19 protein-coding genes are annotated in these 25727 nt (G+C 51.5%); 10 read left to right on the top strand and 9 right to left on the bottom strand.

Going from position 1 to position 25727, the window contains the following annotated elements:
* Positions 1-60: 60 nt before the first annotated feature.
* From AC5JMP_RS21915 to AC5JMP_RS21905, 3 genes are all read right to left on the bottom strand, one after another.
* Complete coding sequence (locus tag AC5JMP_RS21915; RefSeq protein WP_495853620.1) at positions 61-300, bottom strand: DUF433 domain-containing protein; 240 nt, start codon at positions 298-300, stop codon at positions 61-63.
* A gap of 194 nt (positions 301-494) precedes the next feature.
* Positions 495-1877, bottom strand: a complete 1383-nt coding sequence (locus AC5JMP_RS21910) for a pentapeptide repeat-containing protein (RefSeq protein ID WP_495853619.1) — start codon at positions 1875-1877, stop codon at positions 495-497.
* 33 nt (positions 1878-1910) lie between these two features.
* On the bottom strand, positions 1911-2867 hold the full coding sequence (locus AC5JMP_RS21905; RefSeq protein ID WP_495853618.1) for an aldo/keto reductase: 957 nt from the start codon (positions 2865-2867) through the stop codon (positions 1911-1913).
* Between the two features lie 332 nt (positions 2868-3199).
* Here AC5JMP_RS21905 and AC5JMP_RS21900 point away from each other — a divergent pair, with 332 nt between their 5' ends.
* Positions 3200-3994 (top strand): SDR family NAD(P)-dependent oxidoreductase, encoded by a 795-nt coding sequence (locus tag AC5JMP_RS21900; protein ID WP_495853617.1) that lies wholly within the window; start codon positions 3200-3202, stop codon positions 3992-3994.
* A gap of 147 nt (positions 3995-4141) precedes the next feature.
* Here AC5JMP_RS21900 and AC5JMP_RS21895 read toward each other — a convergent pair whose 3' ends face one another.
* Both AC5JMP_RS21895 and AC5JMP_RS21890 read right to left on the bottom strand, forming a co-directional pair.
* Positions 4142-5161, bottom strand: a complete 1020-nt coding sequence (locus AC5JMP_RS21895) for an FkbM family methyltransferase (protein ID WP_495853616.1) — start codon at positions 5159-5161, stop codon at positions 4142-4144.
* Between the two features lie 41 nt (positions 5162-5202).
* Positions 5203-6798 carry an FkbM family methyltransferase gene (locus AC5JMP_RS21890; RefSeq protein WP_495853615.1) on the bottom strand — a complete coding sequence of 532 codons (1596 nt, stop codon included), beginning with the start codon at positions 6796-6798 and terminating at the stop codon, positions 5203-5205.
* Positions 6799-7222: 424 nt separating this feature from the next.
* Between AC5JMP_RS21890 and AC5JMP_RS21885 the strand changes: the two genes are divergently transcribed.
* On the top strand, positions 7223-8590 hold the full coding sequence (locus AC5JMP_RS21885; protein ID WP_495853614.1) for an NAD-dependent succinate-semialdehyde dehydrogenase: 1368 nt from the start codon (positions 7223-7225) through the stop codon (positions 8588-8590).
* A gap of 208 nt (positions 8591-8798) precedes the next feature.
* Complete coding sequence (locus AC5JMP_RS21880) at positions 8799-10445, top strand: acetolactate synthase large subunit (RefSeq protein WP_495853613.1); 1647 nt, start codon at positions 8799-8801, stop codon at positions 10443-10445.
* A 290-nt stretch (positions 10446-10735) separates the two neighbouring features.
* On the opposite strand, the gene menH is transcribed toward AC5JMP_RS21880, so the two are convergent.
* Positions 10736-11560, bottom strand: coding sequence for a 2-succinyl-6-hydroxy-2,4-cyclohexadiene-1-carboxylate synthase (gene menH / locus AC5JMP_RS21875; protein WP_495853612.1), 825 nt, complete (start codon positions 11558-11560; stop codon positions 10736-10738).
* Between the two features lie 612 nt (positions 11561-12172).
* On the opposite strand from menH, the gene rfbB reads away from it, so the two are divergent.
* The 4 genes from rfbB (at position 12173) to AC5JMP_RS21855 (ending at position 17424) form a co-directional block, all read left to right on the top strand.
* A complete protein-coding gene (gene rfbB / locus AC5JMP_RS21870) occupies positions 12173-13267 on the top strand; it encodes a dTDP-glucose 4,6-dehydratase (protein WP_495853611.1) in 1095 nt (364 codons plus the stop codon).
* A gap of 121 nt (positions 13268-13388) precedes the next feature.
* The gene (locus AC5JMP_RS21865) at positions 13389-15134 is read left to right on the top strand and encodes a cellulose-binding protein (RefSeq protein WP_495853610.1); all 1746 of its coding nucleotides are present in this window, start codon (positions 13389-13391) and stop codon (positions 15132-15134) included.
* A 270-nt stretch (positions 15135-15404) separates the two neighbouring features.
* Positions 15405-16352 carry a LysR family transcriptional regulator gene (locus tag AC5JMP_RS21860; protein ID WP_495853609.1) on the top strand — a complete coding sequence of 316 codons (948 nt, stop codon included), beginning with the start codon at positions 15405-15407 and terminating at the stop codon, positions 16350-16352.
* Positions 16345-17424, top strand: coding sequence for an anthranilate phosphoribosyltransferase family protein (locus tag AC5JMP_RS21855; RefSeq protein WP_495853608.1), 1080 nt, complete (start codon positions 16345-16347; stop codon positions 17422-17424). Before AC5JMP_RS21860 ends, AC5JMP_RS21855 begins: the two co-directional genes overlap by 8 nt.
* 2 nt (positions 17425-17426) lie before the next feature.
* Here AC5JMP_RS21855 and AC5JMP_RS21850 read toward each other — a convergent pair whose 3' ends face one another.
* Complete coding sequence (locus tag AC5JMP_RS21850) at positions 17427-17936, bottom strand: hypothetical protein (protein ID WP_495853607.1); 510 nt, start codon at positions 17934-17936, stop codon at positions 17427-17429.
* Positions 17937-18060: 124 nt separating this feature from the next.
* Positions 18061-18396 carry a thioredoxin family protein gene (locus AC5JMP_RS21845; RefSeq protein ID WP_495853606.1) on the bottom strand — a complete coding sequence of 112 codons (336 nt, stop codon included), beginning with the start codon at positions 18394-18396 and terminating at the stop codon, positions 18061-18063.
* 325 nt (positions 18397-18721) lie between these two features.
* Here AC5JMP_RS21845 and AC5JMP_RS21840 point away from each other — a divergent pair, with 325 nt between their 5' ends.
* Positions 18722-20695: a S9 family peptidase gene (locus AC5JMP_RS21840; protein WP_495853605.1), complete on the top strand. Its 1974-nt coding sequence runs from the start codon at positions 18722-18724 to the stop codon at positions 20693-20695.
* Here AC5JMP_RS21840 and AC5JMP_RS21835 read toward each other — a convergent pair.
* Positions 20683-22257: a DEAD/DEAH box helicase gene (locus AC5JMP_RS21835; protein WP_495853604.1), complete on the bottom strand. Its 1575-nt coding sequence runs from the start codon at positions 22255-22257 to the stop codon at positions 20683-20685. The genes AC5JMP_RS21840 and AC5JMP_RS21835 overlap by 13 nt on opposite strands.
* A 127-nt stretch (positions 22258-22384) precedes the next feature.
* Here AC5JMP_RS21835 and AC5JMP_RS21830 point away from each other — a divergent pair, with 127 nt between their 5' ends.
* Positions 22385-22678 (top strand): hypothetical protein, encoded by a 294-nt coding sequence (locus tag AC5JMP_RS21830; protein WP_495853603.1) that lies wholly within the window; start codon positions 22385-22387, stop codon positions 22676-22678.
* Positions 22679-22693: 15 nt separating this feature from the next.
* On the top strand, positions 22694-25696 hold the full coding sequence (gene pruA / locus AC5JMP_RS21825; RefSeq protein WP_495853602.1) for an L-glutamate gamma-semialdehyde dehydrogenase: 3003 nt from the start codon (positions 22694-22696) through the stop codon (positions 25694-25696).
* Positions 25697-25727: the final 31 nt, after the last annotated feature.

The raw sequence follows: 25727 nt of genomic DNA, 5'->3' as shown, positions 1-25727 counted from the left end.
GCAGCTCATGCAAAGTCTGCAATCAAAGTCTGCAATCTTACAAAGCTGGTCACCTATAGATTAAGATTCCGAGGTATTTGCGGCGATCGCTTCGTCGATTTCTTCTGTATTCTGAGCGTAGTAATTTCGAGCTGCTTTCAAGTCGTCTTTGGTAATCATGGGATAGTCACTCAGGAGTTCCGCATCTGATCCTCCCAGCGATCGAAAATGGATTAAAGTCCAAACTGGAACCTGAGTCCGACCTATGCAAGCAGCTCCGTTACAAATTCCAGGAGTTTTTCTAATCTTTGTTGTTGCCATATCTAATCTCAGAGATTTTTGCTTCGTGTTGGTTTGTGAGCATACTTCTATGATATCTCAAAGCACTTTTGAGCCAAGTATAGCAACCGCCAAGGTGGTTATGACGAGGATATTTAGGGTAGAGCGCTTTGCGCTCTACCCTAAATATCCTAAGCAAACTGGCGACAGCTATATTTCTAGCCTATTCAGCAAGACTAACGTTGAAATCCCGTCCCTAATTTCTTTTTGGTCTTAGTTTTAGACTTATCTTTGTTGACTTCTTGCAGAGCTTCTTGAAATAAGTTGTGTAAGTGGAGGGGCACACTTGCGATCTCTGGAAGAGCCGCTTCAGACTCTTTCCCAAACTCTTCTAGCAGTGCATTGAGCTGGCTAATCTGGAAGTCTGGACGCTGTAATGCCTCCTGCAATAGAGTCTGCATTTGCACGGGATATTTCTCAGCTAAGGAATGCCAGACAAAGCTATTGAAGTCTGGATCTTTCAGGTGCTTTTGAACAGCCTCTTTAGCCGCTGCCTGCTCCGCTTTGCTAACGGGGGGCGTTGTCAACAGCGTTTGGAATTGGGTGTAGGTTGGCAAAAACATTTGTCCCCAGCGCGGATGGGTCAAGATCGTCACTTGCTCTGCTTTCTTGAGCGGCGCGGGTAGCTCGATCGCAGGAGCCACCATTTTAGACTTGCCTGTGCCCTCCAGAATTTGAGAAACCGACTCTTCGTCAGCTCCTAGCTCTTTTGCAGCTTCAGCCATTTCTTCCTTAGAAACGCCCGATCGCTCTGCCAGTTCTTCTAGAGAAAGCGAGGGATCAACGCCCGCCGCTTCCAGATTTTTTTGCGTAATGATCTCCTGAAATTCTGCCAACTTTTTGTTGAGCTGGTATCCCGGCATTGTCACCTCTTCACTGCCAAAGAAGTCAACAAAGTTTTGGTGATGTTGTTCCACTGATTTCCAGGCTTCTTCAAGCAGCTCAGGAGCATCGCTGTAGAGATGCGTCTTATAGTTTTGCTTGAAGTTGCCGATCGCCACCGCTAATTTAGGTTTACCTAGCTTCCCAAAAGATGTCCAGGGGCTTGAAAACATCCATTCCGACTCAGTGACAGGAGCGATCTGAGCCAGCAGGACTTCTCCTTTCCCCAAACGGTTTTTCTCAGCTGATTCGCTCAGGTTAACTTGGTAGGTCTTAGCTGTCGTCCAGTTAAATAACTCAAGCGTATTCTCCGCCATCTCTTGAACAGCAAATAAACCCACAAAGCTGCGTTTCCAGCTGGATACTAAACGGCGATCGCTCCCGCTCAATTCTGGATGCTCTGCCAAAAATAGATCGATCGGGTTTGTATCCCCAACTGTTCCCTCTGTGATAAAGCGATCGATCAATAGAGTTCGCCGCTGCATATCCTGGTGAGCAATTCGAGCCATCTGAGTCGCGCTGTAGGATTCTAGGGCGACTGCAAGCTCGCCTTCCGCCTCTAGGACAAAATCAGTCAACTCTTGCTTTAAAGCTTCAGCACGACTCAAATCAGCTTGGCTCAAATCAGCTTGGCTCAAATCAGCTTGGCTCGAATTAGCTTGGCTTACAGTCTTCACGGCTATCCTCAACGTCTTGATCAAGTCTTGATTCTAAGGGTTCTCATGCAGAAATGTCTTAATCTCGTTTAATTCAAGCTCGCTCAAACGAAATTCCATCGCCCCAATGATGCCCTCAACCTGCTTACCGTTGCGTCCTCCAACGATCGCCGCTGTAATTGCCGGATGCCGGAGCGTCCAGGCGATCGCCACCTCGCCAGGAGAGCAATCGTGCCGTTGCCCAATCTGCCGCAACAGCTCAACCAGCTTGAGATTACGCGATAGCCGAGGCTCTTGAAACTCAGTGCTATTGCGCCGCCAATCGTCGTCTGGCAGTTTGACAACTCGCTCAGCCGTCATTGCACCCGTCAGCAAGCCCGACTGCATAGGGGAGTAATTGATTACACCAATATGCTGCTGCTGACAGAAGGGCAAAATTTCGCTCTCAACGTTCCGATTCACTAACGAGTAGGGCGGCTGTAACGAAGTAATGGGGGCGATTTGCTGAGCGCGGCGCATCTGCTCTACGTTAAAATTGGACACCCCAATATAGCGAACCTTGCCCTCTTTTTGAAGCTGTGCCAGCTTTGTCCAGCCTTCTTCTATCTCTGGGTCTGGATTCGGCCAGTGAATCTGGTAGAGGTCAATTGTTTCCACATTCAGGCGACGTAGGCTGGCTTCTACCTCTCGCTGCAGAGAATCAGCCTTGAGGCTTCGCCCAATCTCGCTTTTCTCATTCCAGATCATGGAGCATTTTGTGAAAACATAAGGCTGGGTCGATCGCCCCTTCAAAGCTTGAGCCACGACTTCTTCGGAGTGACCCAAACCATAAATTGCCGCAGTATCAATCCAATTGACACCCAGATCTAACGCCCGATGAATTGCCTCAATAGACTCCTGATCTTCCTGATGCCCCCAGCCAAATGCCCAGCCGTTACCCCCGATCGCCCAAGCTCCAAAACCAACGGGTGTAAGGTGGAGATCAGAGTTACCTAGCTGTTTCGTTAGCATATTTATTCTCTTAGTACGGGACAAATAGTACGGGACACAAGCTTGTAGAAGGGGGCATGAGGATTACCACATCTGACCTGAAGCCTCATGCATCAGGCTACTTCAATTCAAAAAAAAATGCAGCCTCACCTGCGGTGGCATGGCGTCAGAGTGAAGTTTCTCGCCTGTTCTTGATCGAAAAAAATGAGACATAGGGCTGATGTGGGGCGATCGCATTGAGATGACTGACTTGCTCAAGTCACCGGATAATGCAAGGATTACATCAGATCACAAGGGGATCTACCAGAGAGTAGCATGAGGCTCATTATCTCTACGCCAATAGGAATACAACCATGGATCTTCAACTCACAGATAAAGTTGCGCTGGTCAGCGGTTCCACGGCTGGGATTGGGCTGGCGATCGCCACCACCCTGGCTCAGGAAGGGGCAATGGTGATAATTAACGGACGGACACAAGACCGGGTGGATGCAGCGATCGATCAAATCAAGCAGAAAACGACCGATGCCAAGCTGCAAGGCATCGCTGCCGATTTAGGCACCGTCAATGGCGCAAATGCTCTATTTCAGCAGATTCCAGAAGTAGACATTTTGGTGAACAATTTGGGCATCTATGGTGCCCAAGCCTTTGCTGAAATTTCTGATGACGAATGGATGAAATTCTTGGAAGTCAATGTCATCAGCGGCGTTCGTCTATCTCGTTACTATCTGCCGAAAATGTTGCAGAAAAACTGGGGACGGATCATTTTTATCTCTAGTGAATCGGGTATCAATATCCCAGCTGAAATGATCCATTATGGAGTCACAAAAACTGCTCAACTGTCTCTAGCGCGAGGGTTAGCAGAGACGACAGTAGGTACGAACGTTACAGTCAACTCGGTCTTGCCAGGGCCAACGCGATCGGAAGGTGTAGAAGACTTTATTCAAGGTTTAGCAACCGATCAGAACATCTCATCGGAGCAGGTTGAAAAAGAATTCTTCGCTAAAATGCGTCCCTCTTCCCTGATTCAGCGATTTGCCACATCCGAAGAGGTTGCTGCCCTGGTTGCCTTTGTTGCTAGCCCGCTATCCTCTGCCACAAACGGTGCGGCATTACGTGTAGATGGCGGCGTTGTGCGTTCTATCACATAATGCTCAAAATAAATAGGCTCTGGTGACGGGGGCATTTCATGTTTTTCCATTGGTAGTCCTTAAGAGGTAAGGATTTTTTGTTGCGTGGGCAAAGCCCACGCAACAAAAAATCCTTACCTAAATACCACTACCCATGAGCAGCGAGTTTTAGGGCAGAGCTTCAGAGCATTGGGCTAAAGTATCCAGTATGTCTGGGCTTGCATATTTCCGGAGGGTCTGGAAGAAGGGGAAAGCATCCCAGCGGTTTGCCACATCAGGGTAGAGCTGCAAGCTCTCAACGATCGCATCGGCAACGTTGTAAGCCGGATCGCTACCGTAGTTGAGGATGAGGTATTCCAGCAGCTCTAGGGCATAGTCAGAAAACTCCAGCACATCAGCAAGGCAAGCTAGCTTTAGAATTTGCTCCGGGGTTTTTCGGCGCATTTTAGCCTCGCTACTCAGGTCAGAGCCAATGAGATCGCAGAAGTAGTAGGCATCGCCCCACAAGAGCTGTCCAGGATGGCGGCTGGTCTGCAAGAGCGATCGCGCCCGTCCGCAGGCGGTATGACTCAAATCAAACAACGTGAAATCATTTGTCCGCATGAAGGCATCCACATCGGCAAATAGCGGCTGACCTTTGTACAGATGAGAAAATTCGACTTCCACCTGTGTTGCCAGCACCGTTTGCAAAATTTGATTGGCTCCCTGCAAGACGTTAAGATCGGCACCTTGCACATCAATTTGCAGAAAGTCGATCGCCTCAATGCCTTCCTGCCGACAAAATGCGTCCAGCGTAGTGGTTTCGACCTCGATCGTGAAATCGGTTGCGACCAGTTTTATCAGTCCGGTAAAGCGCTCTAAGTATTCCTCGTTGGGCGGATACAAAGAGCTACACATCGGATTTTGAGTTACATACAGCGTTGCCTCACCGATCGCATTGCTGAGGGCAAGCGGAATATGGTGTTCTGTCCAGGGCACCTGCTGCGCTGTTGAGCGATCGTTTGCGGCTTCACAAGCATCGGCATCGGCATCAAACCCGTAGATGGTCAAGTTGGGAGCAAATATGCTCCAATCTAGACTGCCATAATCATCCTTATCGTTGATTTTGCGGGAGCCAACATTACAAACTGTCAGATGAATGCGATCGAGATGACCGCGCTTTTTGAGGCTGTGTAAAAAAATAGACATGAAGGCGTAGAGATAGGGGGATAAATGAAAAGTTGGCAGCATTACTCCGCTATCAGCGGATGACCATCTGGAAGCGCAATGATGTTCAGGTTGCCCTGGAGCTGTTCGGTCGTCTGGATTGGAATTAGGGTTTGCAGGTAGGGCTGATAGCGAAAGAGGCTGTAGCCCTTAGCTTGCAGAAGTTCAGCGACGGGAGTGTTGCTGCCGCTTGCCCCAGCAATGTTTTCATAGAGGATAGCAGGTGCGAAATGGGTCAGCAGGCGATCGCTGCCTGCCAAGACCTGCATCTCGTGACCTTCAGCATCGATCTTCAGCCAATCGACCTGCTGGAGATTTTCTTGCTCGATCAGATCGTCTAGGGTGAAGCAATCAATATCTTCAAAACTGCCCGATGCTCCGCCAAACGAACTGCTATCAGCATCTCGAACCACTTCATTGAGTTCGCTAGAGCTATGGAGCGAGAGACGAGCGGTGCCAGAGCGATCGCTAGCGGCTCCCGCGCAGACCGTAACCCAATGCAGCTGATGCAGGCGACAAGTTTCTCGCAGGCAGCGAACGCAGCTAGAGAATGGTTCGATCGTCAGCACCCGACCCGATGTGCCCACCTGCTGAGCTGCACTGAAGGTGTAAACCCCTACATTCGCGCCTACATCAATTACCGTCATACCGGGCTGAATTTGGGCGCGCCAGAATTCCATTTCAGTTTCAAACCAATCGCCCTCCGCCAATAAAACGCTGGTGACAATGCTGTGGAAGCTCGGATCAACCGCTAGTAGAATACCGTCTGGAGTTGGCACATAGGTAAACGGGCTACCTGTTCCTAGGGTTGTCCATTGCCATTCAGAGGCATCTGGGGCTTGCTGAGCAGTGCCTTGGGCTGTGCGCAGCCAGGAATCTGCAACATCCTGATTCAACTCTCGGTAGGTCAAGTAAAGCGCTTGGAGGATAGCGGGATCGGCTGGCGCAATTTGGTGGGCCTGCTGCAAATCCACCAGACCTTCCCAGAGCTGGTTCATGAGCTTTGCCAAGCCCAGCTTGAGACGCAGAGAGGCGGATTGAGGGATGAGGGTGACAGCAAGCTGCAAAAATCTTAATCCACTGGCGCTGTAGAAGACCTGCTGCGATCGCCACAGCGCCTCAGTCAGCAAAAGCAAAGCCTGAGTCATGCCATCCTTAGCTTGGAGGATCAGTGGCAAATGATCGGTGGGGCGATCGCCAGGTAGATAAACCAGCCCTAAAGGGAAAGCCTCAGAAGGCTGGAAGACAGGCTGAAGCCCTTGCAGCAGATTGGCAAAGCTGATTTGAGCAGCGGCAGCATTTTCACCCGTCAAATGACGAGCGATCGCCAGATGCGCTGCACAAAGTGGATGACTGGGCTGTTGCTCTATGCCCTGCTCCAGTGCTTCCAGGGCAATTTCTAAATTCATCGATCGCAGCATCATGTCGTTACACTGGTCTGCCTCAATCAACGCCATCACCGCGAAATTGTTCAAATCTAGCGCTGACTCAGGCTGTTCCCAAGCCATGCCTTCTAAATCGTCAGACAAGCCTGAAAGCGTTTGAAGATCTAATGCAGGGCAAAGACGCTGAAGATACTGCCAATACGAAACAACTGGAGATACCACAGAAGAAGTCATAGGTGCCAAGGGGGATTAGTTGCCTCTATATTGCCCATTTCGACGAAGTTTTTCACATTGAGCTGATCGCGCCTGTTGGAACGATTAACCTATCAATTCTTAGCAGATCGTAAAGTCCCCCTGATTTTTCCAAAAGCTGGATTTCAAAGGCGCACTGCGCCTTTGAAATCCAGCTTTTGGAGTTTTGTGGCGCGCGCCGCGCGCCACAAAACTCTAATTTGCGATCGACTGATTCTTAACAAGTTATGCGATTTGTTAGCCTCTGTAACTAAATTGTCAATTGCCCCCATTCTCAATGATTAGAATGGGAATGTTAAAGGAGTAACGATATACAACAATCTTGAAAAATCAGCGCTGCGTCAATCGGTTTTTCCAGAAGGTTTTCTAGACTGTATTCGATCGCTCCACACTCATTGTTTTAATTATGGCCATTGCAACAATTAACCCCGCAACCGGGGAAAAGGTTCAGGCGTTTGAGCCGCTGCCCGATACAGCGATCGCCCAAAAGCTTGATCTAGCTCAGCGTACTTTTGAGAAATATCGGCATACGAGCCTTGCCCAGCGTGCCGAGTGGCTGCTGACCGCCGCCAAAATCCTAGAGGACGAAAAAGAAAGCTTCGGTAAAATCATGACGCTAGAGATGGGAAAACTCCTGCAAGCTGGCGTTGGCGAAGCTGAAAAATGCGCTACCGTCTGTCGCTATTATGCCGAGCATGGGGCAGAGTTTCTCAAAGATGTCGAATTGACCTCCGATGCCAGCCACAGCTTCGTTCGCTATCAGCCACTGGGCATCATTCTTGCCGTTATGCCCTGGAATTTTCCCTTTTGGCAGGTGTTTCGGTTTGCAGCTCCAGCGCTGATGGCAGGCAATGTCGGCATTCTCAAGCACGCCTCCAACGTGCCGCAGTGCGCCTTGGCGATCGAATCTATCCTGCGCCGAGCCGGATTTCCAGAGGGGGCATTTCAGTCGCTGCTAGTCGGTTCTGATAAAGTAGCGCAAATTATTGCCGACGATCGCGTCAAGGCGGCAACGCTAACCGGGAGCGAAGGCGCAGGCGCCAGCCTTGCCAGCGCTGCCGGAAAGCATCTGAAAAAAGTGGTTTTGGAACTAGGCGGCAGCGATCCCTTTATTGTGATGGAGAGCGCCGATTTAGACACCGCCATCTCAACGGCTGTCGCGGCTCGAATGTTGAACAGTGGACAAACCTGTATTGCTGCCAAACGGTTCATTGTGCAGGAATCGATCGCCGACACCTTCACCCAAGCACTGATATCAAAATTTGGCGCACTGAAAATCGGTGATCCCATGCAGCCCGAAACCCAAATTGGCCCCTTGGCAACCGCCACGATTCTCAAAGAGCTAGATGCTCAAGTACAGTCCTGCCTTCAGCAAGGTGGCAAACTGCTGACAGGCGGTGAGCCACTTCCCAACACCCCAGGCAACTACTACCCGCCCACGATCTTGACCGATATTCCGCCCGAAGCCTCAACCCACCAAGAAGAGTTTTTCGGCCCCGTAGCGCTGCTTTACCGCGTCCCCGACTTAGATGCCGCCATCCAACTTGCCAACAGCACCCCCTTTGGGCTAGGTTCCAGCGCTTGGACGCAAGTAACAGCAGAGCGCGATCGCCTCATCAACGAAATCGAAGCTGGATGCGTCTTCATCAACGGCATGGTCAAATCCGATCCACGTCTCCCCTTTGGCGGAATCAAGCGATCGGGCTTTGGGCGCGAGCTAAGCGCCCAAGGCATCCACGAGTTTGTCAACATCAAAACCGTTTGGGTGAAGTAGAAGCAGATGTAAAAAGCAACTTCCGTGCGACCCAGCAATGCGAAGCGCTATCTCCCTCCCACAATTGAACCCTTCTGGAGGGGGTTCGGGGGACGCAGCCGTCCCCTGATTCCGGGGGTTTGGGGGTCGCCCCCAAGGCTCGGATTATTCAGAAATAATCCCACTCAGCTATTTTTTCCACTTTTTCCACAAGTTTACGGAGAACACAATGTCTGAATTAAACACTGCTCAGCTATTAGTAAAATGTCTGGAAAATGAAGGCGTTGAATACATTTTTGGCTTACCCGGAGAAGAAAACCTGCATGTCTTAGAAGCCTTAAAAGACTCCTCCATTCGATTCATTACCACTCGCCACGAACAAGGTGCAGCCTTCATGGCAGATGTTTACGGACGGCTAACCGGCAAAGCAGGAGTCTGTCTCTCGACCCTAGGCCCCGGAGCCACAAACCTAATGACAGGCGTTGCCGATGCCAACCTCGATCGCGCTCCGCTAGTTGCCATCACAGGACAGGTGGGAACCGATCGCATGCACATCGAATCCCATCAATACCTGGATCTGGTGGCGCTATTTGCCCCCATCACCAAATGGAATGCCCAGATCGTTCGTCCCAGCATCACGCCAGAAATTGTCCGCAAAGCCTTCAAGGTTTCCCAAACCGAAAAGCCCGGTGCAGTTCATATTGATTTGCCCGAAAACATTGCTGCGATGACGGCAACAGGTGCGCCCTTGCAGCTTGATCAGCGTGAGAAAGTGTACGCTTCTTTCAGCAGCATTGAGCGGGCGGCGGCAGCCATTTCTAAAGCCGAAAATCCCATTATTCTGGTGGGCAATGGCGCGATTCGAGGCAATGCTAGCGAGGTGTTGACCGTCTTTGCCACTGAACTCAACATTCCGGTGGCAAACACTTTTATGGGTAAGGGTGTAATTCCCTACAAACACCCCCTAGCGCTGTGGTCAGTGGGGCTGCAACAGCGGGATCACATCAGCTGTGGGTTCGATCGCGCCGATTTAGTCATCGCCGTAGGCTATGACCTGATCGAGTATTCGCCCAAGCGCTGGAATCCCGGCGGCAAAACTCCTGTGATTCACGTCAATCAAACTCCTGCTGAGGTAGACAGCAGCTATATTCCTACTGCCGAAGTTGTGGGCGATATTTCTGATTCGCTCTATGAAATTTTGAAACGGATCGATCGCCAGGGTAAGCCTGAACCCTATGCGCTACAGCTTAAGCAAGATATCCAGGCAGATTATGAGGAACATGCCCATGATGATGGCTTTCCCGTCAAGCCGCAAAAGTTGATTTACGATCTGCGGCAAGTCATGGGACCTGAAGATATTGTCATCTCGGATGTGGGAGCGCACAAAATGTGGATGGCGCGGCACTACCACTGCGATCGCCCTAACACCTGCATTATTTCTAATGGCTTTGCGGCTATGGGGATTGCAATACCGGGGGCGATCGCGGCAAAATTGGTGGCTCCTGAGCGGAAGGTGGTGGCTGTGACAGGAGATGGTGGTTTTATGATGAATTCTCAGGAACTGGAAACGGCGCTGAGAATCGGTACGCCTTTTGTGACAATTATTTTTAATGATGGTGGCTATGGGCTGATCGAGTGGAAGCAGCTCAATCAGTTCGGTGAGTCGTCTTTTGTGAAGTTCTCTAACCCTGACTTTGTTAAGCTTGCTGAAAGTATGGGATTGAAGGGCTATCGGGTGACTTCTAGCACAGATTTCTTGCCAATCTTGAAGGAGGCACTAAGCCAAGATGTGCCTGCTGTGATTGATTGCCCGGTGGATTATTCTGAGAATCTTCGCTTTAGTAAAAGGGCGGGGGATTTGAGTTGTGCGATTTAGAGATGCTGGGGTGTCATGTTGAGAGAAAATCAATTTGAGAGAAAATCAACTTGAGAGAGAACCAACTTGAGAGAGAACCAACAGCCTTGGGGGTTTCCCCCAAACCCCCAGCAGGGGACGGGCACGTCCCCCACACCCCCTCCGCATGAGAGGTGGGATGAGCGGCAGAGGTCGCGCTGCATTGGTGGGCAGATCTGGTTGGTCGTAGCGCTACGTGCTTAGATCCAATGGGTTATTTTTTGAGAGCTGCGCGGAGCGCAGCTCTCAAAAAATAACTCGTCCTAACTCAATTAAGTAGTGCTGTACTCAGTGAAGAAGTGTTTGATGTGGTGGATAAATAGAGCTGTGTTTTCGAGGTGGATGTTGTGACCGCAGCGATCGATCGTTTTGTATTGAATGAATGGCGATCGCTCAGCCATTTCGATATTGATTGTAATAAATTTTTTATCTAGCTCCCCGGCTAAGAGCAGCATGGGAACAGTATTGTGCTGCAATTTTTCCCAGAGTGAAGGCTGCTGACCTGTGCTTGAGTGGCGCAGTGATTTGGCTAAGCGCAGGGGGTTGTTTTGAAGCCGATGGTCTAACATCTGATCAAAGCTGGGATGATTTTGCAGAGAGGCAAATAGTGGCTGGCTATACCATTGCGCTAAAAAGGTTGGGAGGTCTTCGGTTTCTAGTCTTTGTGCTAAATCACGATCGCGCTGGGTTCGTTGAGTTTGCTCTGCTTCGGTTTTCAGTCCCGGTGAAGCAGATTCTAGAAGGGTTTTATGGAAGTGTTCTGGAAAGTTTAATGTCAGGTATAGGGCAATTCTCCCGCCCATGGAGTAACCGACTAGAAAGAATTTCTGAATGCTGAATATCTTTAGTGCCTGAACTAATCCTTCAGCTGTATCTACCAGAGTGTAATATCGATCGCATCCCAAGACCTGAGTTTTGCCATGCCCCGGTAGATCAATGGCTATGCAGTAAAACTGATTAGAGAGGAGAGACATAGCCTGATCAAATTCACGTAGATCTCCTAGAAAACCATGTAGAAAAAGAATGGGCGGATGGCTTGATCGCCCTCTGACACAGTAGTGAAAGCGATAGTGATTGACTTCTACAAAATTCTCCATATCAAATCAGCTATTAACCCGGCAATTAAAGATTTTTTGTTGTGAGGTGAGCGAAGCTCGCCTCACAACAAAAATCTTCCAATAATGCACTCTCAATTATTGCCAAGTTAATAGGGCTTATGGATTAGGGCTGCCAGGATTTACCTGTAGCAACCGTCAAGGCGGCTAGGACGGGGACTTTTTGGGTGGGGTGCAGCGCCCCACCCAAAAAGTCCTAAGCAAGGCAATAGCCATATCTTATGACGGCAGCGTCAATTCAAAGAATTAGGGCACTTTCATACCCGCCCTAGCGCGGCAAACATGGGCTATCTGTTAATCTGGCATTGGTTGATGATGTTGTGGGCACTTTTGCGATCGCTCAGGAGTTAGGATTTGAAGATCAAGCTGAATAAGCCGATCAAGTTATTCAGCCTTGCTAAGTTCTCTTCGAGCTAAGTTCTCTTCGAGTTAAATCAGTCCAGCAAAGCAACAATTTATTGAATTCCCACCTTCTGATGAAGAGATCATGATCGGCAACACTGAAGCATTTGTTTTGGGCAGGGCACTCTGAAAGATAGATTTGAAGAACAACTATCTAGACCACTGCCCACTCATCTACGTTAGGAGAGTCTGATGGATTCTGTATCACAACCGCCTTTGTCTAGAACGCCCCGTCATGTCATCATTACGGGCGGCGCAGGGTTTATTGGCTCTAATTTTGTCCATCACTGGTGTCATCAGTATCCGGGCGATCGTGTCATTGTTTTAGATGCCTTGACCTATGCCGGAAATCGCGCCAATTTGGTGGGTCTAGAAGGACATGCCAATCTGCGCTTTGTGCAGGGCGATATTTGCGATCGTCCCCTCATTGATGCGCTCCTCCAAGAAGAAAGCGTGGATACGATCGTTCACTTTGCCGCTGAGTCTCACGTCGATCGCTCCATTCTGGGACCTGGAGCCTTCGTGCAAACCAATATGGTGGGCACATTCACCTTGCTGGAAGCTTTTCGGCAGCACTGGAATCAGGCTGGGCAGCCCGATCGCTATCGGTTTCACCATGTTTCGACGGATGAAGTCTACGGAAGCCTCAGCCCCACCGATCCGGCATTTACTGAAACAACGCCCTACACGCCTAACAGCCCCTACTCGGCATCCAAGGCAGGGAGCGACCACCTCGTGCGGGCATACCATCACACCTACGGGTTGCCGACTCTGATGACCAATTGCTCCAACAACTATGGAGCCTATCATTTCCCTGAAAAGCTGATTCCATTGATGTGTATCAACATCTTGATGGGTAAGCCTCTGCCTGTCTATGGCGACGGGCAAAACGTGCGGGACTGGCTCTACGTGGGCGATCATTGCAGCGCGATCGATGTCGTCATCCACGGGGGCAAAGTGGGCGAAACCTACAATATTGGCGGCAATAACGAAGTGAAAAATATTGATCTGGTCTATATGCTGTGCGATTTGATGGACGAGTTGGCTCCTGCTCTGCCCATTCATCCTGCGCGCGACCTGATTACCTTTGTCAAAGATCGCCCAGGACACGATCGCCGCTATGCCATTGATGCCACCAAAATCAAAACAGAGCTAGGCTGGACTCCTTCCGTAACTGTGCAGGAAGGTCTACGTCGCACGGTTACATGGTATCTAGAGCATCAGGACTGGTGGCAGCCGCTGCTCTCGCAGGAATACCAGGAATATTACCGCAAGGTCTATGCCTAATCTGCGCCTAAATCTGCGCCTAAATCCGTGAATGGGCTGTGTCTATCCCATGCGTTATCCACAGCCTACCTAGAATACAGCCTACCTAGAATAGGGATGGAAGTTGGAGGACTCAATCATTATGGCTCTGCGATTCTTTGGGCTTCACGATCGAAAGCTGTTCTCTCGGACGATCACCTGGTTAGCAACCCTAGGGCTGACTCTGTATTTATCGATCGCCTGCTCAGGTCTAGCGCAGCCGGAAGTACAGCCAGGAACACAGCCGGAAGCAGGCTATCAATTGGGAAATGGGCTAGCGCTCGGCACCAATCTCAACGGTATCGCCGATTGGTCAACAGAAGTTCCGTTTTTGGATCTGTTTAAAAGCGCTAGAACTTGGATTCCTCAATGTGGATACGGGGAGCCGGGATGCAGTAACTCTTGGGATACTGGAGAGTTTGCCAAGCTAGATCTAGATCGGCAGGGCTGGGTTAAGTCTCTGCCCAAGCCCGAAGACGCACCTGAATATACTCGCGTCCGCACCATCATGTTCGGCAGCAGCGGCAAATATCCTCAGGGGCAATATGTCGTGCTTTACGAGGGCGAAGGCACGATCGAATATGTCTTTGATGCGCGCAAAAACGAGGCGGCTTCTAAGCCAGGTCGAGATGTGATTGATGTCAACCTCGCTAACGATGGGGACGGCATTCATTTAATCATTACGGCAACCGATCCACGCAAAACCGGAAACTATATCCGTAACATTCGAGTGGTGCCGATCGCCTATGAAAACACCTATAAAACCGAGATCTTTAACCCCACCTTCATTCAAAAAACGCAGAAATTTAGCGCCCTTCGCTTCATGGATTGGATGAACACCAATGCCTCAGAGCAGAGCAAGTGGAGCGATCGCCCCAAAGTAGAAGACGCTTCTTACGCATTCGGGAAAGGGGTGCCTCTGGAGATCATGCTGGAGCTTGCCAATCGGCTGGGCGCAGATCCCTGGTTTAATATGCCTCACAAAGCCACCGATGACTATATGCGAAAATTCGCGGCTGTGGTCAAAGCAAAGCTCGATCCAAAGCTCAAAGTCTACGTCGAGCTTTCCAATGAGGTCTGGAACTGGACTTTTCCCCAAGCCCACTATGCCTTAGAGCAGGGGAAAGCCCGCTGGGGACAAGACAAGGGCGATGCTTTTGCCCAGTGGTATGGGATGCGATCGGCTCAGATGGCAGATATTTGGAAGCAGGTGTTTGGCTCCAGTGCGGGGCAAGACCGCCTCATCGCAGTTTTCGGAACTCAGACGGCTTGGCAGGGTTTGGAAACAACGATTCTGGACTGCTCCTACTGGGTTGCTGAAGGGAATACACCCTGCTATCAGCATGGCAATGCCTATGCAATCACGGGCTACTTCAGCGGAAACTTAGGCTCACCCGCAACGGCACAACAGGTGGAGTCTTGGCTGGGAGAACCTGACGGCGGCTTTGGTCAGGCATTAAAACGCCTTAACGAAAAAGGCGAGTGGGGGGATAGCGTTCAGGATACCATTGGCGGCTTTGTGTATCATGCAAAAGTTGCCCAAGCCAGAAGGCTAAAATTTGTTGCCTACGAGGCAGGACAGCACATTGCAGGCGCTCAAGGGGTTGAAAATAACGCCAAGCTGACCCAATTTTTTATCGATTTGAATCGTCGTCCGGAAATGAAATCGCTGTACACAAGGCTATTAAATGGCTGGAAAGAGTCCGGCGGAAGCTTACTCATGCATTTTTCTGACATTTCTGAACCTAGCAAATGGGGGAGCTGGGGTTCTTTGGAATACGTGGAGCAACAAAATTCTCCTAAATATGATGCTTTGATGGACTTTATCAGGCAAAATCGCTTGCGATAGCCTGAACAGAGCTACCTTAACGCCTCTCTAGCAAATTGGCTTTTCTGGTTTTCTGTAGGAATTTTTTGAGAGGGGCGTACGCCCCTCTCAAAAAATTCATGCCCAGATTCAGCAGTACCAGAAAATCTGCGTTTGGGATGGCGATCGTAACCTGCTATACCAAGTTACAGGTCTAACTCTCGTAAATTGGGCTGACGGAGCCTATGAAATGTTGCACCCAATTTTTGCTGCAATCTTTCATATCTTCTCAGTTCTATCCTCTGAACTTCTATGCGCCTAGAGCAGTTGCAGGCTTTTTTAGCAGTTGCTGAAACTGGTAGCTTCCAGCAGGCGACCCATCAATGTAAGGTGACGCAGCCCACCATCAGCCGCCAAATTCAGGGCTTAGAGGCAGAGCTGGGCTTGCCGCTCTTTCATCGCAACTCCCAAGCCAAGCTCACGATCGCTGGAGAGCGCCTTCTACCTCGCGCTCGTAAGATTTGCCAGGAGTGGCAAAATGCAACGGCTGAGTTTGCGAATTTGTTAGCTGGAAAGCAGCCAGAGTTGTGTGTCGCCTCAATTCATTCTGTGTCGGCTCATTTTCTGCCGCCTGTTCTCCAACAGTTTTGTGCAGACTATCCCGACGTTCAGCTACGGGTCACGTCGTTGGGCAGCGATCGCGCCCTGAAAGTCTTGAAGGACGGATTGGTCGATGTGGCGATCGTCATGAACAACCGATTTATGACGGCAAGCCCCGAAATGGTGGTGGACTTACTCTATGAAGAGCCTGTGCATTTGCTGATGGCGACTGATCATCCCCTGGCTCAGTTTAAGCAGGTGCCCTGGGAAAAAATTGCCGACTATTCTCAGGTTGTTTTCAAAGATGGCTACGGCATGCAGCGCTTAGTTCATGAAAAATTCCAGCGTCATGGGCTAACCCTAAAGCCTGCGATCGAATTGAATACGCTAGACGGGTTTCGGGGGATGGTACGCCAGGGTGGTTTGGTGGCTCTGCTACCGCGATCGGCGCTGCTCGATATTCGCAATGACGCTGCGCTAGTCGTACGCCCGACTGAAGAGCCTGTCTTGAGTCGCCAAGTGGCATTGGTGACGACTCAGGATCGGCTGAGCATTCCGCCCATTCAGCATTTTCGAGGTCTGGTGCAACAGCTCATTAAGGCGCAGATGAGCGTTGCGCTCCTCCTCAACTCACCCTCTATTCCTGCGGCTCATGAGTAATGTATTTCGCGAATTCCTGCGTAAGGTGGGCAGCGGTGCACACACTAGCAAGGACTTAAGCCGAGCTGAGGCTGACCTAGCGACTCAAATGATGCTGAACAAGGAAGCAACCCCTGCTCAAATCGGCGCATTTATGATCGCCCATCGGATTAAACGACCCACTGGGGAAGAACTGGCGGGTATGCTGGATGCCTACGATGCCCTAGGTGCAAAGCTGAAGCCCATCACGGCTGCCTATCCTACAGTGGTGATGGGCAGCCCCTACGACGGGCGATCGCGCACTGCGCCAGCCTCCCCCTTAGTGGCGCTGATCCTGACCTCGGCTGGGTGCCCAGTCGTTTTGCACGGCGGGCGACGAATGCCCACCAAAGAAGGATTGCCTTTGATAGAGGTCTGGCAAAAGCTGGGAATAGATTGGACGGAGCTGAATTTAGAGCAGGTGCAGCAGATTTTTACCCAGACCCTGCTGGGATTTGTCTATCTGCCTCATCATTTTGGCTTGGCGGAAGATATTGTTACTTACCGAGAACAGTTGGGCAAACGTCCGCCCTTTGCGACAGTGGAGCTGTTTTGGTGCCCTTATGAGGGAGACGCGATCGTAGTTTCAGGGTTTGTGCATCCACCCACGGAGGAGATGGGGCGTGTGGCGGCTGAGCTGCGAGGCGTACAGCGTTTCATTACGGTCAAGGGGCTGGAGGGAAGTTGTGATCTGCCCCGCGATCGCACCTGCATTATTGGCGTGAATGATCCCCACACCGATCCAACCTTTACCCGGCTTTTGCTTCAGCCCCGCGACTACGGATTTGCGGCTACGGATGTGCCGTTGGTGTCTGACGATCGGCTCATTGAAGACATGAAATCAGTGTTGGCGGGAGTTTCTAATCCACTCATGGAGTCAGTGGTTTGGAGTGGCGGCTTTTATTTGTGGCAGGGTGGAGTTTGTGCAGATTTAGAGAAAGGTTTGGCGCTGGCTAGGGAGCTGCTGGTTTCAGGTCAAGCATCCAGAAAATTGACGGAATTAAGGGAGGCGATCGCCTCCCATCAAGATGCGCGCTCCATACTTTTGGGATAGGACTACTCCGCAGACTCAAGCTCTGATAAAGGCTTTCCCCAAAGCGTCTGGGATTTTGCTGCCTCAAATCCAGGGAGGGGGTTGGCAAAAAGCTCGATCGCCTCTTCAGCCCGGATCGATTCCCCAGCAAGTATTGTCTGTGCTTCTGCCCACGCCACAACTTCAAGGTAAGTTTGGGCAGAAGCTAGAAGCTGTCCCTGCTGATCAAAGATGAGCAGCAAGCCGTCGTCGCCATCCGTTGTGATGCGAACGGCATAGGTAAGCTGTTGCTCAACCGAGATTTGGTAAACGTTAGCGTAGTAGCTATCGCCTTGATCCAGCGCTTCCTGCCACAAGGTCTGCACCGCTGGAGGCAAGGCAGCAATCGTTTCGTCTGCAACTCGATTACTTTTACCCAAATCGTAGCGATCGCCACCCTCCTGCTCCTGGCAGTAAGCTCTGTATTGCGCCAGATAGTGGGCTTTTAGCTGGTGCTCATAGACCTGTTTAATCGCCGCAATCCACTCGCTCATGACTTACAGCGCTTTGCGCTTGGTTAAGTGTGGGTTATTTTTAGAAGCCCCGCTCCGCGGGGCTTCTAAAAATAACGGTGGTTTATGCCATTGAAAATCGCTGTATCTTGCTAGAGCGCTGACTCTAGCCCCCCGGCGACAGGTGAGTCTTGAGAAATCCTTCCAGCTTTTGCTTATTAATGGCTCCCTCGGTGGCTTCCAGCAGCTCTCCATCGCTAAAGAGGCGCAGGGCTGGAACCCCTTCGACCTGGTATTGCGCGACCGCTTCAGGGTTGGGATCAACCTCCATTTTGACAATCTTGAGGCGATCGCCATACTCCGCAGCCGCCCACTCCAAAACGGGAGCCATCAATCGGCACGGCCCACACCAGGAAGCCCAAAAATAGACCAGCACAGGCTGGGGAGCCTTGAGTACCTCTGCCCCAAACTCTGCATCTTGAATCGTAATGACGCTACTCATGCCAAATTTGTGACTCGATTTGTGACTCAGACAATGTGACTCAGACAATGTGAACTAATCAGTATGAACTAGACCGTATGGACTGATCAGTATGAACCAAACAAGGGTGACTCAGACCAGGGATTTATGACCAAGCTTGAAGAATTACCCATTTCTAGCTTACAGTTCTGTACCCTGTCTTGAACAACAACAAGCTGAAAGGTGTATAAAAAAGGGTATCGCTAGGATTAAAGTGTGACTTGTGCCGCTTTGAAGACAAGTGGAACGCTGCCCCTCACCCCTAGCGAAATTTAGCAACGTTATTCTACCCTCAACATTTAACCGTATGACTGCTCCTTGTCTTGCTCCTTACGGCTCCTGGAAATCTCCTATCACCTCCGACCTCATTGTGGCGAGTAGCATCCGTCTGGGTGAAATTGAGCTAGATGGCGAAGCTATTTACTGGAGCGAGGGGCGACCCTCAGAAGGAGGACGCTGCCCGATCGTGGGCATGATCGAAGGCGAAATTCACGACATCACGCCCTCCCCATTCAACGTCCGGACGCGGGTGCATGAGTATGGGGGCGGCTCGTACTTTGTCTCAGAGGGAACCGTTTACTTCTCCAATTTTGCCGATCAGCGGCTCTACCGTCAAAGCCCCGGCGCGGCACCCGAACCCCTCACCCCTGAAATCGAATTTCGCTATGCCGATGCGGTGAGCGATCGCTCTCGAAATCGCCTCATCTGCGTCCGCGAAGATCATAGAGCAGAGGGCGAAGCTGTGAACGCGATCGTGGCTATCGACTGTGCCGCTTTAGAGGACGGTGGGCAGGTTCTTCTGTCTGGCAGCGATTTCTATGCAGCTCCACGCCTGAGTCCAGATGGATCGCACCTCTGCTGGCTGAGCTGGAATCACCCCAATATGCCTTGGGATGGCACTGAACTCTGGGTGGCGACGGTGCAGACCGATGGCAGCTTAGGCAAGGCGGAATTGATTGCGGGCGGATTAACAGAGTCGATCTTTCAGCCAGAGTGGTCGCCAGATGGCAGGCTCTATTTTGTCAGCGATCGCACCGGATGGTGGAATCTCTATCGCTGGAACCCAGCAGCTAGATCACTGAACAGCCCTTCGGCTAGCTCTGAGGCACTTTGTCCTAAAGCTGCCGAGTTTGGACAGCCGCTCTGGGTGTTTGGCATGACAACCTATGGTTTTGAGTCAGCAGATAGCTTGATTTGCACCTACATTGAGGCGGGAATTCAGCATTTGGCAAGGCTAGATACGCACAGCCTGGAATTGACCGAAATCCAAATTCCTTTTGCAAACTTGGGCGGTCTGAAAGTCGGCAAAGGCTATGCAGTATTTGCTGGCGGCTCGGCAACGGCACCTGGCGCGATCGCCCGTCTAGACCTCCGCACCGGAGAAGTTTCCGTCCTGCGCCGCTCTAGCGATCTGACGGTCGATCCGGGCTACCTTTCGGTGCCAGAAGTGCTTGAGTTTCCCACCGAGAATGGCTTGACGGCATTCGGCTTCTACTACGCGCCCAAAAATCAAGACTATGCGGCTCCGGCAGATGAAAAGCCGCCCTTGCTGGTGAAAAGTCATGGTGGCCCCACAGCTTCGACTTCTGCCAGCTTCAATCCCGGCATTCAGTATTGGACAAGTCGCGGCATTGCCGTGTTGGATGTCAACTATGGCGGCAGTACGGGCTATGGACGGGCATACCGAGAACGGCTCAAGGGCAACTGGGGCATTGTCGATGTCGATGATTGCGTCAATGGAGCAAAATATCTGGTGGCGAAAGGGCTGGCAGATGGCGATCGCCTTTGCATTGACGGCGGCAGTGCCGGGGGCTACACGACGCTAGCGGCGCTCACCTTCCGCGATGTGTTCAAAGCGGGAGCCAGCTTCTACGGAGTCAGCGATCTGGAGGCTCTGGCGCGGGATACCCACAAATTTGAGTCGCGCTACCTGGATGGGCTGATTGGTAAATATCCCGAAGAGCAGGAAATTTATGTGGCGCGATCGCCCATTCATGCGGTTGATCAGCTCTCCTGTCCGCTGATTTTCTTTCAGGGGGATGAGGATAAGATTGTGCCGCCCAATCAGGCTGAGATGATGGTAGATGCCCTCAAAATCAAAGGTTTGCCCGTTGCCTATGTGCTGTATGAAGGTGAGCAGCACGGCTTCCGCAAGTCTGAAAATATTAAGCGAACGCTGGATGGAGAACTCTATTTTTATGCTCAGGTGTTTGGGTTTGAGTTAGCCGATGCGGTTGAACCTGTGGCGATCGAGAATTTAGTCCTCAATCACTTTCCATAAAAAATCTCCTGCCAGTCGTCTGAACCAAATTCCTGCTGAAACTCGTCAATCACCCAGGACAGATCTTTGCCTTGGCGCTGGGCGATCGTCCCTAAATAATTTCGGTAGGTATGCTTATCGCGCAAAGTCGGTTCGTCGCCAAAGATTGCTCCTTTACCCCAGGCAGTTTCTGGCTGGCGATCGAACTTTTCTTGAAACACATGCTTTGCCCAGTTGGGGGCGGCGGATTCACGGAAGGCTTTTTGACGCTGCTGCCGAAAAAACTCAATCATCGGCAGCATTTGCTGATGTTCGCTCAAGACTTCCACTAGCTCAGCCGTATGAACTTGTACTTCCGTTTCCCACTGGTAGCCGCAGCCCGGACATTGCAACACAAAGCCCCACACTAGGCGATTGCAGCAAGGGCACTGCTTCATCGGCGAAACGGTTTGATCTCCTGGCTCCTTACTTGTGGGCAGATGATAGGCTTTAATGTCTTCCGGGAAGCCCAACCGCTGTAAGTTTCCCGCCTGATCGAGAATGATGCCGTGGGTTTTGCCTGTTGTGGGCGAGATGCGCATGACTCTGCCGATCTGCTGCTGATGGAGCGCTTTCGATTGGGTAGGTCGCAGCATCAAGCCGACTTCAACGCTCGGCTCATCAAAGCCAATGCTGATGACGTTGCAGGAGGTCAGCACCCGCAGCTTTCCTGATCCCAGATCGCGATAAAGCCGCTGGCGTTCTTTAATGGGCGTGCCACCATCTACCACATCGGCTGCTATGCCCGCCATCTGAAAAGCTTCAGCAACGTGACGAGCATGTTCAACATCCACACAAAAGGCGATCGCCCGTTTCCCTGGAGCGAGCCGCTGATATTCCTCGACAATGCGCTGAATTAGCTCAGGGCGATCGCAGGCATTCTTCAAATCTCGTTCATCAAAGTCTCCCGCGATCGTTCGCACATCTGATAAATTAATTTGCGAATCGCGAGATACGCCGTAATACTGCATGGTTGCCAAATAGCCCATGCGCTGCAACTCTGACGGTACAGGAGAAGATACCAAAATCTGCATATGATCGCCCAACTGCGCCCTGCCTAAACGATAGGGCGTTGCCGTCAGCGCCAGATGTACCGACTTGGCATGGGTTTCATACATCACAGCTTGCCCAACTTGGCTAAACACCGTCGTATGCCCTTCGTCGTAGAGAATCACCTGCGCTTTCCAGTCTTTCCACCACGATCGCTGTGCCATCGTTTGAATGCTGGCAATTTGGATAGGCGCACTCGGATCTTCCTTCCATCCGGCTTTGATGAAGCCGCAGGGCAAGCCAAATGCCTGCATCTTTTCATAGGTTTGCCCCACTAGCACATCTAGATGCACCAGAAAGAGCAGCCGACATCCCCGCGAAGCAGCATCGGCACAAATCTTGCCGCCGATCACGGTTTTTCCGGCTCCAGTCCCAGCAATCACGGCAATTCGCCGATAGCCCTCTCCCAGTTTGGTATAGAGGTCTTTGACTAATTTTGCCTGGTAAGGTCGGAGGACAGGTTGCAGCGGTATGGACTGCGGTTCCGGATGCATCAAAGGTTTCTCCTGCCCCATTTTGAGTTTATTAAGAGTGCGAGTTTGTTAAGAGTGCAAGTTCATTAAGTACAAACGCATTGGTAAGGCACCAAATTGTACAGCATCTTGCTCACGACTGGACAAGATGCTACAGACCAAAGAGCTTGCTCCAATCAAGGACATCTTGATCAGCCCGGAAATCGATAATGCGATCGCCGCCCCGCCCTCCAGCCAAGATATCGCGTCCGATACTGCCAACTACCGCCAATTAGGACATCGCCTCCACAAAAATTCCCCTCACCTAGGGCGACCGCTAGGACGAGACTTCCTACCGAAAGGAGCGCGATCGGTCAGAATAGATCATGCGACAGCCGCTCCTCAACTGAGCCTATTGAGATGCAGCGCTGACCTTATCTTTTGCCTTACCTTTTTTAGTTGATGGGGACTCCTAGCCGTGGTGACACAGATTTCTAAAGCTCAATATTCTGACCGATACGAGAATCAAACCCAGGCGATCGCCCGGACGCTTCTGTCTGCGACGCGAGAAAATCGATCGCTGTTTGCCCAAATGCGCGATCAGATGCGTTGGGATGATAAACTGCTGGGCTTTGCTATGAGCAATCCAGGTCTGCGGGTGCAGCTCTTTCGCTTCATTGACTGTCTGCCCGCCCTGCATAGCAAAGCCGAAATTGCCAGCCACATGCAGGAGTATTTGGGCGATCCGTCCGTGGAGCTGCCGAGCCAGCTTAAGGGAATGTTGAGCTTTGCCAGCCCAGAGTCGCTACCCGGACAGGTGGCAGCAACCACCGTATCAGGTGCCGTTGAAACCTTGGCACGCAAATATATTTCGGGTGAAACGATTCAGCAGGCGATCAAAACGATCGAGCAACTCCGCAAAAACAAAACTGCGTTTACGGTGGATTTGCTGGGAGAGGCTGTGATTACCGAGATTGAGGCACAGTCCTACCTCGATCGCTATCTAGAAATGATGGAGCATCTGACTGAGGCGGCAAAGCGCTGGTCTACGGTGGAGCAAATTGACATGGCGGACGGACAGCCCCTGCCGAAGGTGCAGGTTTCCGTCAAGCTCACCGCTTTCTACTCGCAGTTTGATCCGCTGGATGCGACAGGCAGCGAAGCCAAAGTCAGCGATCGCATTCGCACCCTGCTCCGCCGTGCTAAAGAGTTGGGGGCGGCAGTCCACTTTGATATGGAGCAGTATGCCTATAAGGATTTGACGATCGCCATTCTCCAGAAAATCCTGCTGGAAGCAGAGTTTAGCGATCGGACTGATATTGGCGTAACGCTGCAAGCCTATCTGCGCGATGCTGAGCAAGACTTGCAAAGCTGGATTGATTGGGCAAAGGGTCGGGGCAACCCGATCACGATTCGCCTGGTGAAAGGTGCGTACTGGGATCAGGAAACCATCAAAGCCGCCCAGCACGACTGGCAGCAGCCCGTGTTTTCCCACAAGCCCTCTACCGATGTCACCTTCGAGAAGATGACGCGAATGCTGCTAGAGAACCACGAATACCTAAATGCGGCGATCGGTAGCCACAATGTTCGCTCTCAGGCACACGCGATCGCCATCGCCAAAGAACTCAACATCCCCCGTCGCCGGATTGAGCTACAGGTGCTATACGGCATGGCGGATAAGCTAGCAAAAGCGCTCGTAGATCAAGGCTTCCGAGTGCGGATCTACTGTCCCTACGGCGATCTCATTCCTGGCATGGCATATCTGATCCGCCGTTTGCTGGAGAACACCGCCAACAGCTCTTTTCTACGTCAGAACCTAGAAGAGCGACCCGTAGAGGAATTGCTGGCTGCCCCCGTAATGCTGGACGAAACAGAGCATAACAAATCTACTCCCCCGATCTCTACTTCCTCCCCCTTCCCCAACGCTGCCGACACTGACTTTTCCATGGTTGAGGAACGCGATCGCATCTTCGCCGCTCTCAAGTCAGTTCGGCAACAGTTCGGCAAAACCTACCTGCCGCTAGTCAACGGTGAATCAGTAAACACGGTAAGCCTTACCAACTCGCTGAATCCTTCCAACCCCAGCGAAGTCATAGGACAAGTGGGTCTGCTGAGCGTCGAGCAAGCCGAGCAGGCTATCCAAGCAGCAAAGGCGGCATTCCCAGCCTGGAAGCGCACCCCGGCAAAAGAGCGGGCAAGAATCATTCGCAAAGCAGGCGATTTAATGGAGCAGCGTCGGGCTGAACTCTGCGCCTGGATGGTGCTGGAGACAGGTAAGGCGATCGGACAAGCTGACCCCGAAATTTCAGAGGCGATCGACTTTTGCCGCTACTATGCTGACGAAATGGAGCGGCTGGATCAAGGCGTACATTACGACGTGCCCGGAGAAACCAATCGCTACCACTATCAGCCCAGAGGCATTTCGCTGATCATCTCTCCTTGGAACTTTCCCTTAGCCATTCCTACAGGCATGACCGTCGCATCCCTCGTTGCAGGGAACTGCACCTTGCTCAAACCTGCCGAAACTTCTTCAGTGATTGCGGCTAAGCTAGCTGAAATTTTGGTGGAAGCGGGTGTTCCCCCAGGCGTGTTTCAGTTCGTTCCCGGCAAAGGTTCTACAGTGGGTTCGCATATGGTAAAACACGCGGATGTCCACATGATTACCTTCACGGGTTCGCAGGAGGTTGGATGCCAGATCTACCGTGAGGCAGCAGAACTCCAGCCCGGACAAAAACACCTGAAGCGAGTGATTGCTGAGATGGGCGGCAAAAACGGCATCATCGTCGATGAGAGTGCCGACCTCGATCAGGCAGTGCAGGGCGTGGTGTATTCCGCCTTTGGCTATAGCGGACAGAAATGCTCAGCCTGTTCGCGGGTGATTGTACTAGAGCCAATCTACGACACCTTTGTCGCCCGACTGGTGGAAGCAACGCGATCGCTCAATGTTGGCACAGCCGAAAACCCCAGTACGCAGGTGGGTCCCGTCATCGACGCTGCTGCCCAAAGCCGCATCCGTGCCTACATCGAAAAAGGCAAGGAGGAGGCGACATTGGCGCTGGAAATGCCTTCGCCCGACTCCGGCTATTTTGTTGGCCCCGTGATTTTCACCGATGTCGCGCCCACGGCAAAACTCGCCCAGGAAGAGATCTTTGGACCTGTGCTAGCGGTGATTAAAGCCCAGAGCTTTGAGGAGGCATTGGCGATCGCCAACGGCACCAACTTTGCTCTCACCGGGGGACTCTACTCCCGCACACCCTCCCACATTCAAAAAGCCCAGGACGAGTTTGAGGTGGGCAATCTGTACATCAATCGCAGCACGACGGGGGCGATCGTCTCTCGGCAGCCCTTCGGCGGCTTCAAGCTCTCAGGGGTTGGCTCCAAAGCTGGTGGCCCTGACTATCTGCTGCAATTCCTGGAACCCCGGACGATTACGGAGAACATCCAGCGTCAGGGATTTGCCCCGATCGAGGGAGCTGAGTAGAGCAATCTGAGTTGGGTGTAACAGAAGAGTT

The organism is Drouetiella sp. (genome assembly GCF_059504425.1).
This window is presented reverse-complemented; position numbering and strand designations above follow the sequence as displayed.

Excerpts from the sequence above, each read along its gene's own strand:
- AC5JMP_RS21860 (WP_495853609.1), top strand. The coding sequence starts at position 15,405 with ATGCGCCTAGAGCAGTTGCAGGCTTTTTTAGCAGTTGCTGAAACTGGT.
- AC5JMP_RS21855 (WP_495853608.1), top strand. The coding sequence starts at position 16,345 with ATGAGTAATGTATTTCGCGAATTCCTGCGTAAGGTGGGCAGCGGTGCA.
- AC5JMP_RS21845 (WP_495853606.1), bottom strand. The coding sequence starts at position 18,396 with ATGAGTAGCGTCATTACGATTCAAGATGCAGAGTTTGGGGCAGAGGTA.
- AC5JMP_RS21865 (WP_495853610.1), top strand. The coding sequence starts at position 13,389 with ATGGCTCTGCGATTCTTTGGGCTTCACGATCGAAAGCTGTTCTCTCGG.
- AC5JMP_RS21835 (WP_495853604.1), bottom strand. The coding sequence starts at position 22,257 with ATGCATCCGGAACCGCAGTCCATACCGCTGCAACCTGTCCTCCGACCT.
- AC5JMP_RS21840 (WP_495853605.1), top strand. The coding sequence starts at position 18,722 with ATGACTGCTCCTTGTCTTGCTCCTTACGGCTCCTGGAAATCTCCTATC.
- AC5JMP_RS21850 (WP_495853607.1), bottom strand. The coding sequence starts at position 17,936 with ATGAGCGAGTGGATTGCGGCGATTAAACAGGTCTATGAGCACCAGCTA.
- menH (WP_495853612.1), bottom strand. The coding sequence starts at position 11,560 with ATGGAGAATTTTGTAGAAGTCAATCACTATCGCTTTCACTACTGTGTC.
- AC5JMP_RS21890 (WP_495853615.1), bottom strand. The coding sequence starts at position 6,798 with ATGACTTCTTCTGTGGTATCTCCAGTTGTTTCGTATTGGCAGTATCTT.
- AC5JMP_RS21880 (WP_495853613.1), top strand. The coding sequence starts at position 8,799 with ATGTCTGAATTAAACACTGCTCAGCTATTAGTAAAATGTCTGGAAAAT.
- AC5JMP_RS21895 (WP_495853616.1), bottom strand. The coding sequence starts at position 5,161 with ATGTCTATTTTTTTACACAGCCTCAAAAAGCGCGGTCATCTCGATCGC.
- rfbB (WP_495853611.1), top strand. The coding sequence starts at position 12,173 with ATGGATTCTGTATCACAACCGCCTTTGTCTAGAACGCCCCGTCATGTC.
- AC5JMP_RS21900 (WP_495853617.1), top strand. The coding sequence starts at position 3,200 with ATGGATCTTCAACTCACAGATAAAGTTGCGCTGGTCAGCGGTTCCACG.
- AC5JMP_RS21905 (WP_495853618.1), bottom strand. The coding sequence starts at position 2,867 with ATGCTAACGAAACAGCTAGGTAACTCTGATCTCCACCTTACACCCGTT.
- AC5JMP_RS21830 (WP_495853603.1), top strand. The coding sequence starts at position 22,385 with ATGCTACAGACCAAAGAGCTTGCTCCAATCAAGGACATCTTGATCAGC.
- AC5JMP_RS21915 (WP_495853620.1), bottom strand. The coding sequence starts at position 300 with ATGGCAACAACAAAGATTAGAAAAACTCCTGGAATTTGTAACGGAGCT.
- AC5JMP_RS21885 (WP_495853614.1), top strand. The coding sequence starts at position 7,223 with ATGGCCATTGCAACAATTAACCCCGCAACCGGGGAAAAGGTTCAGGCG.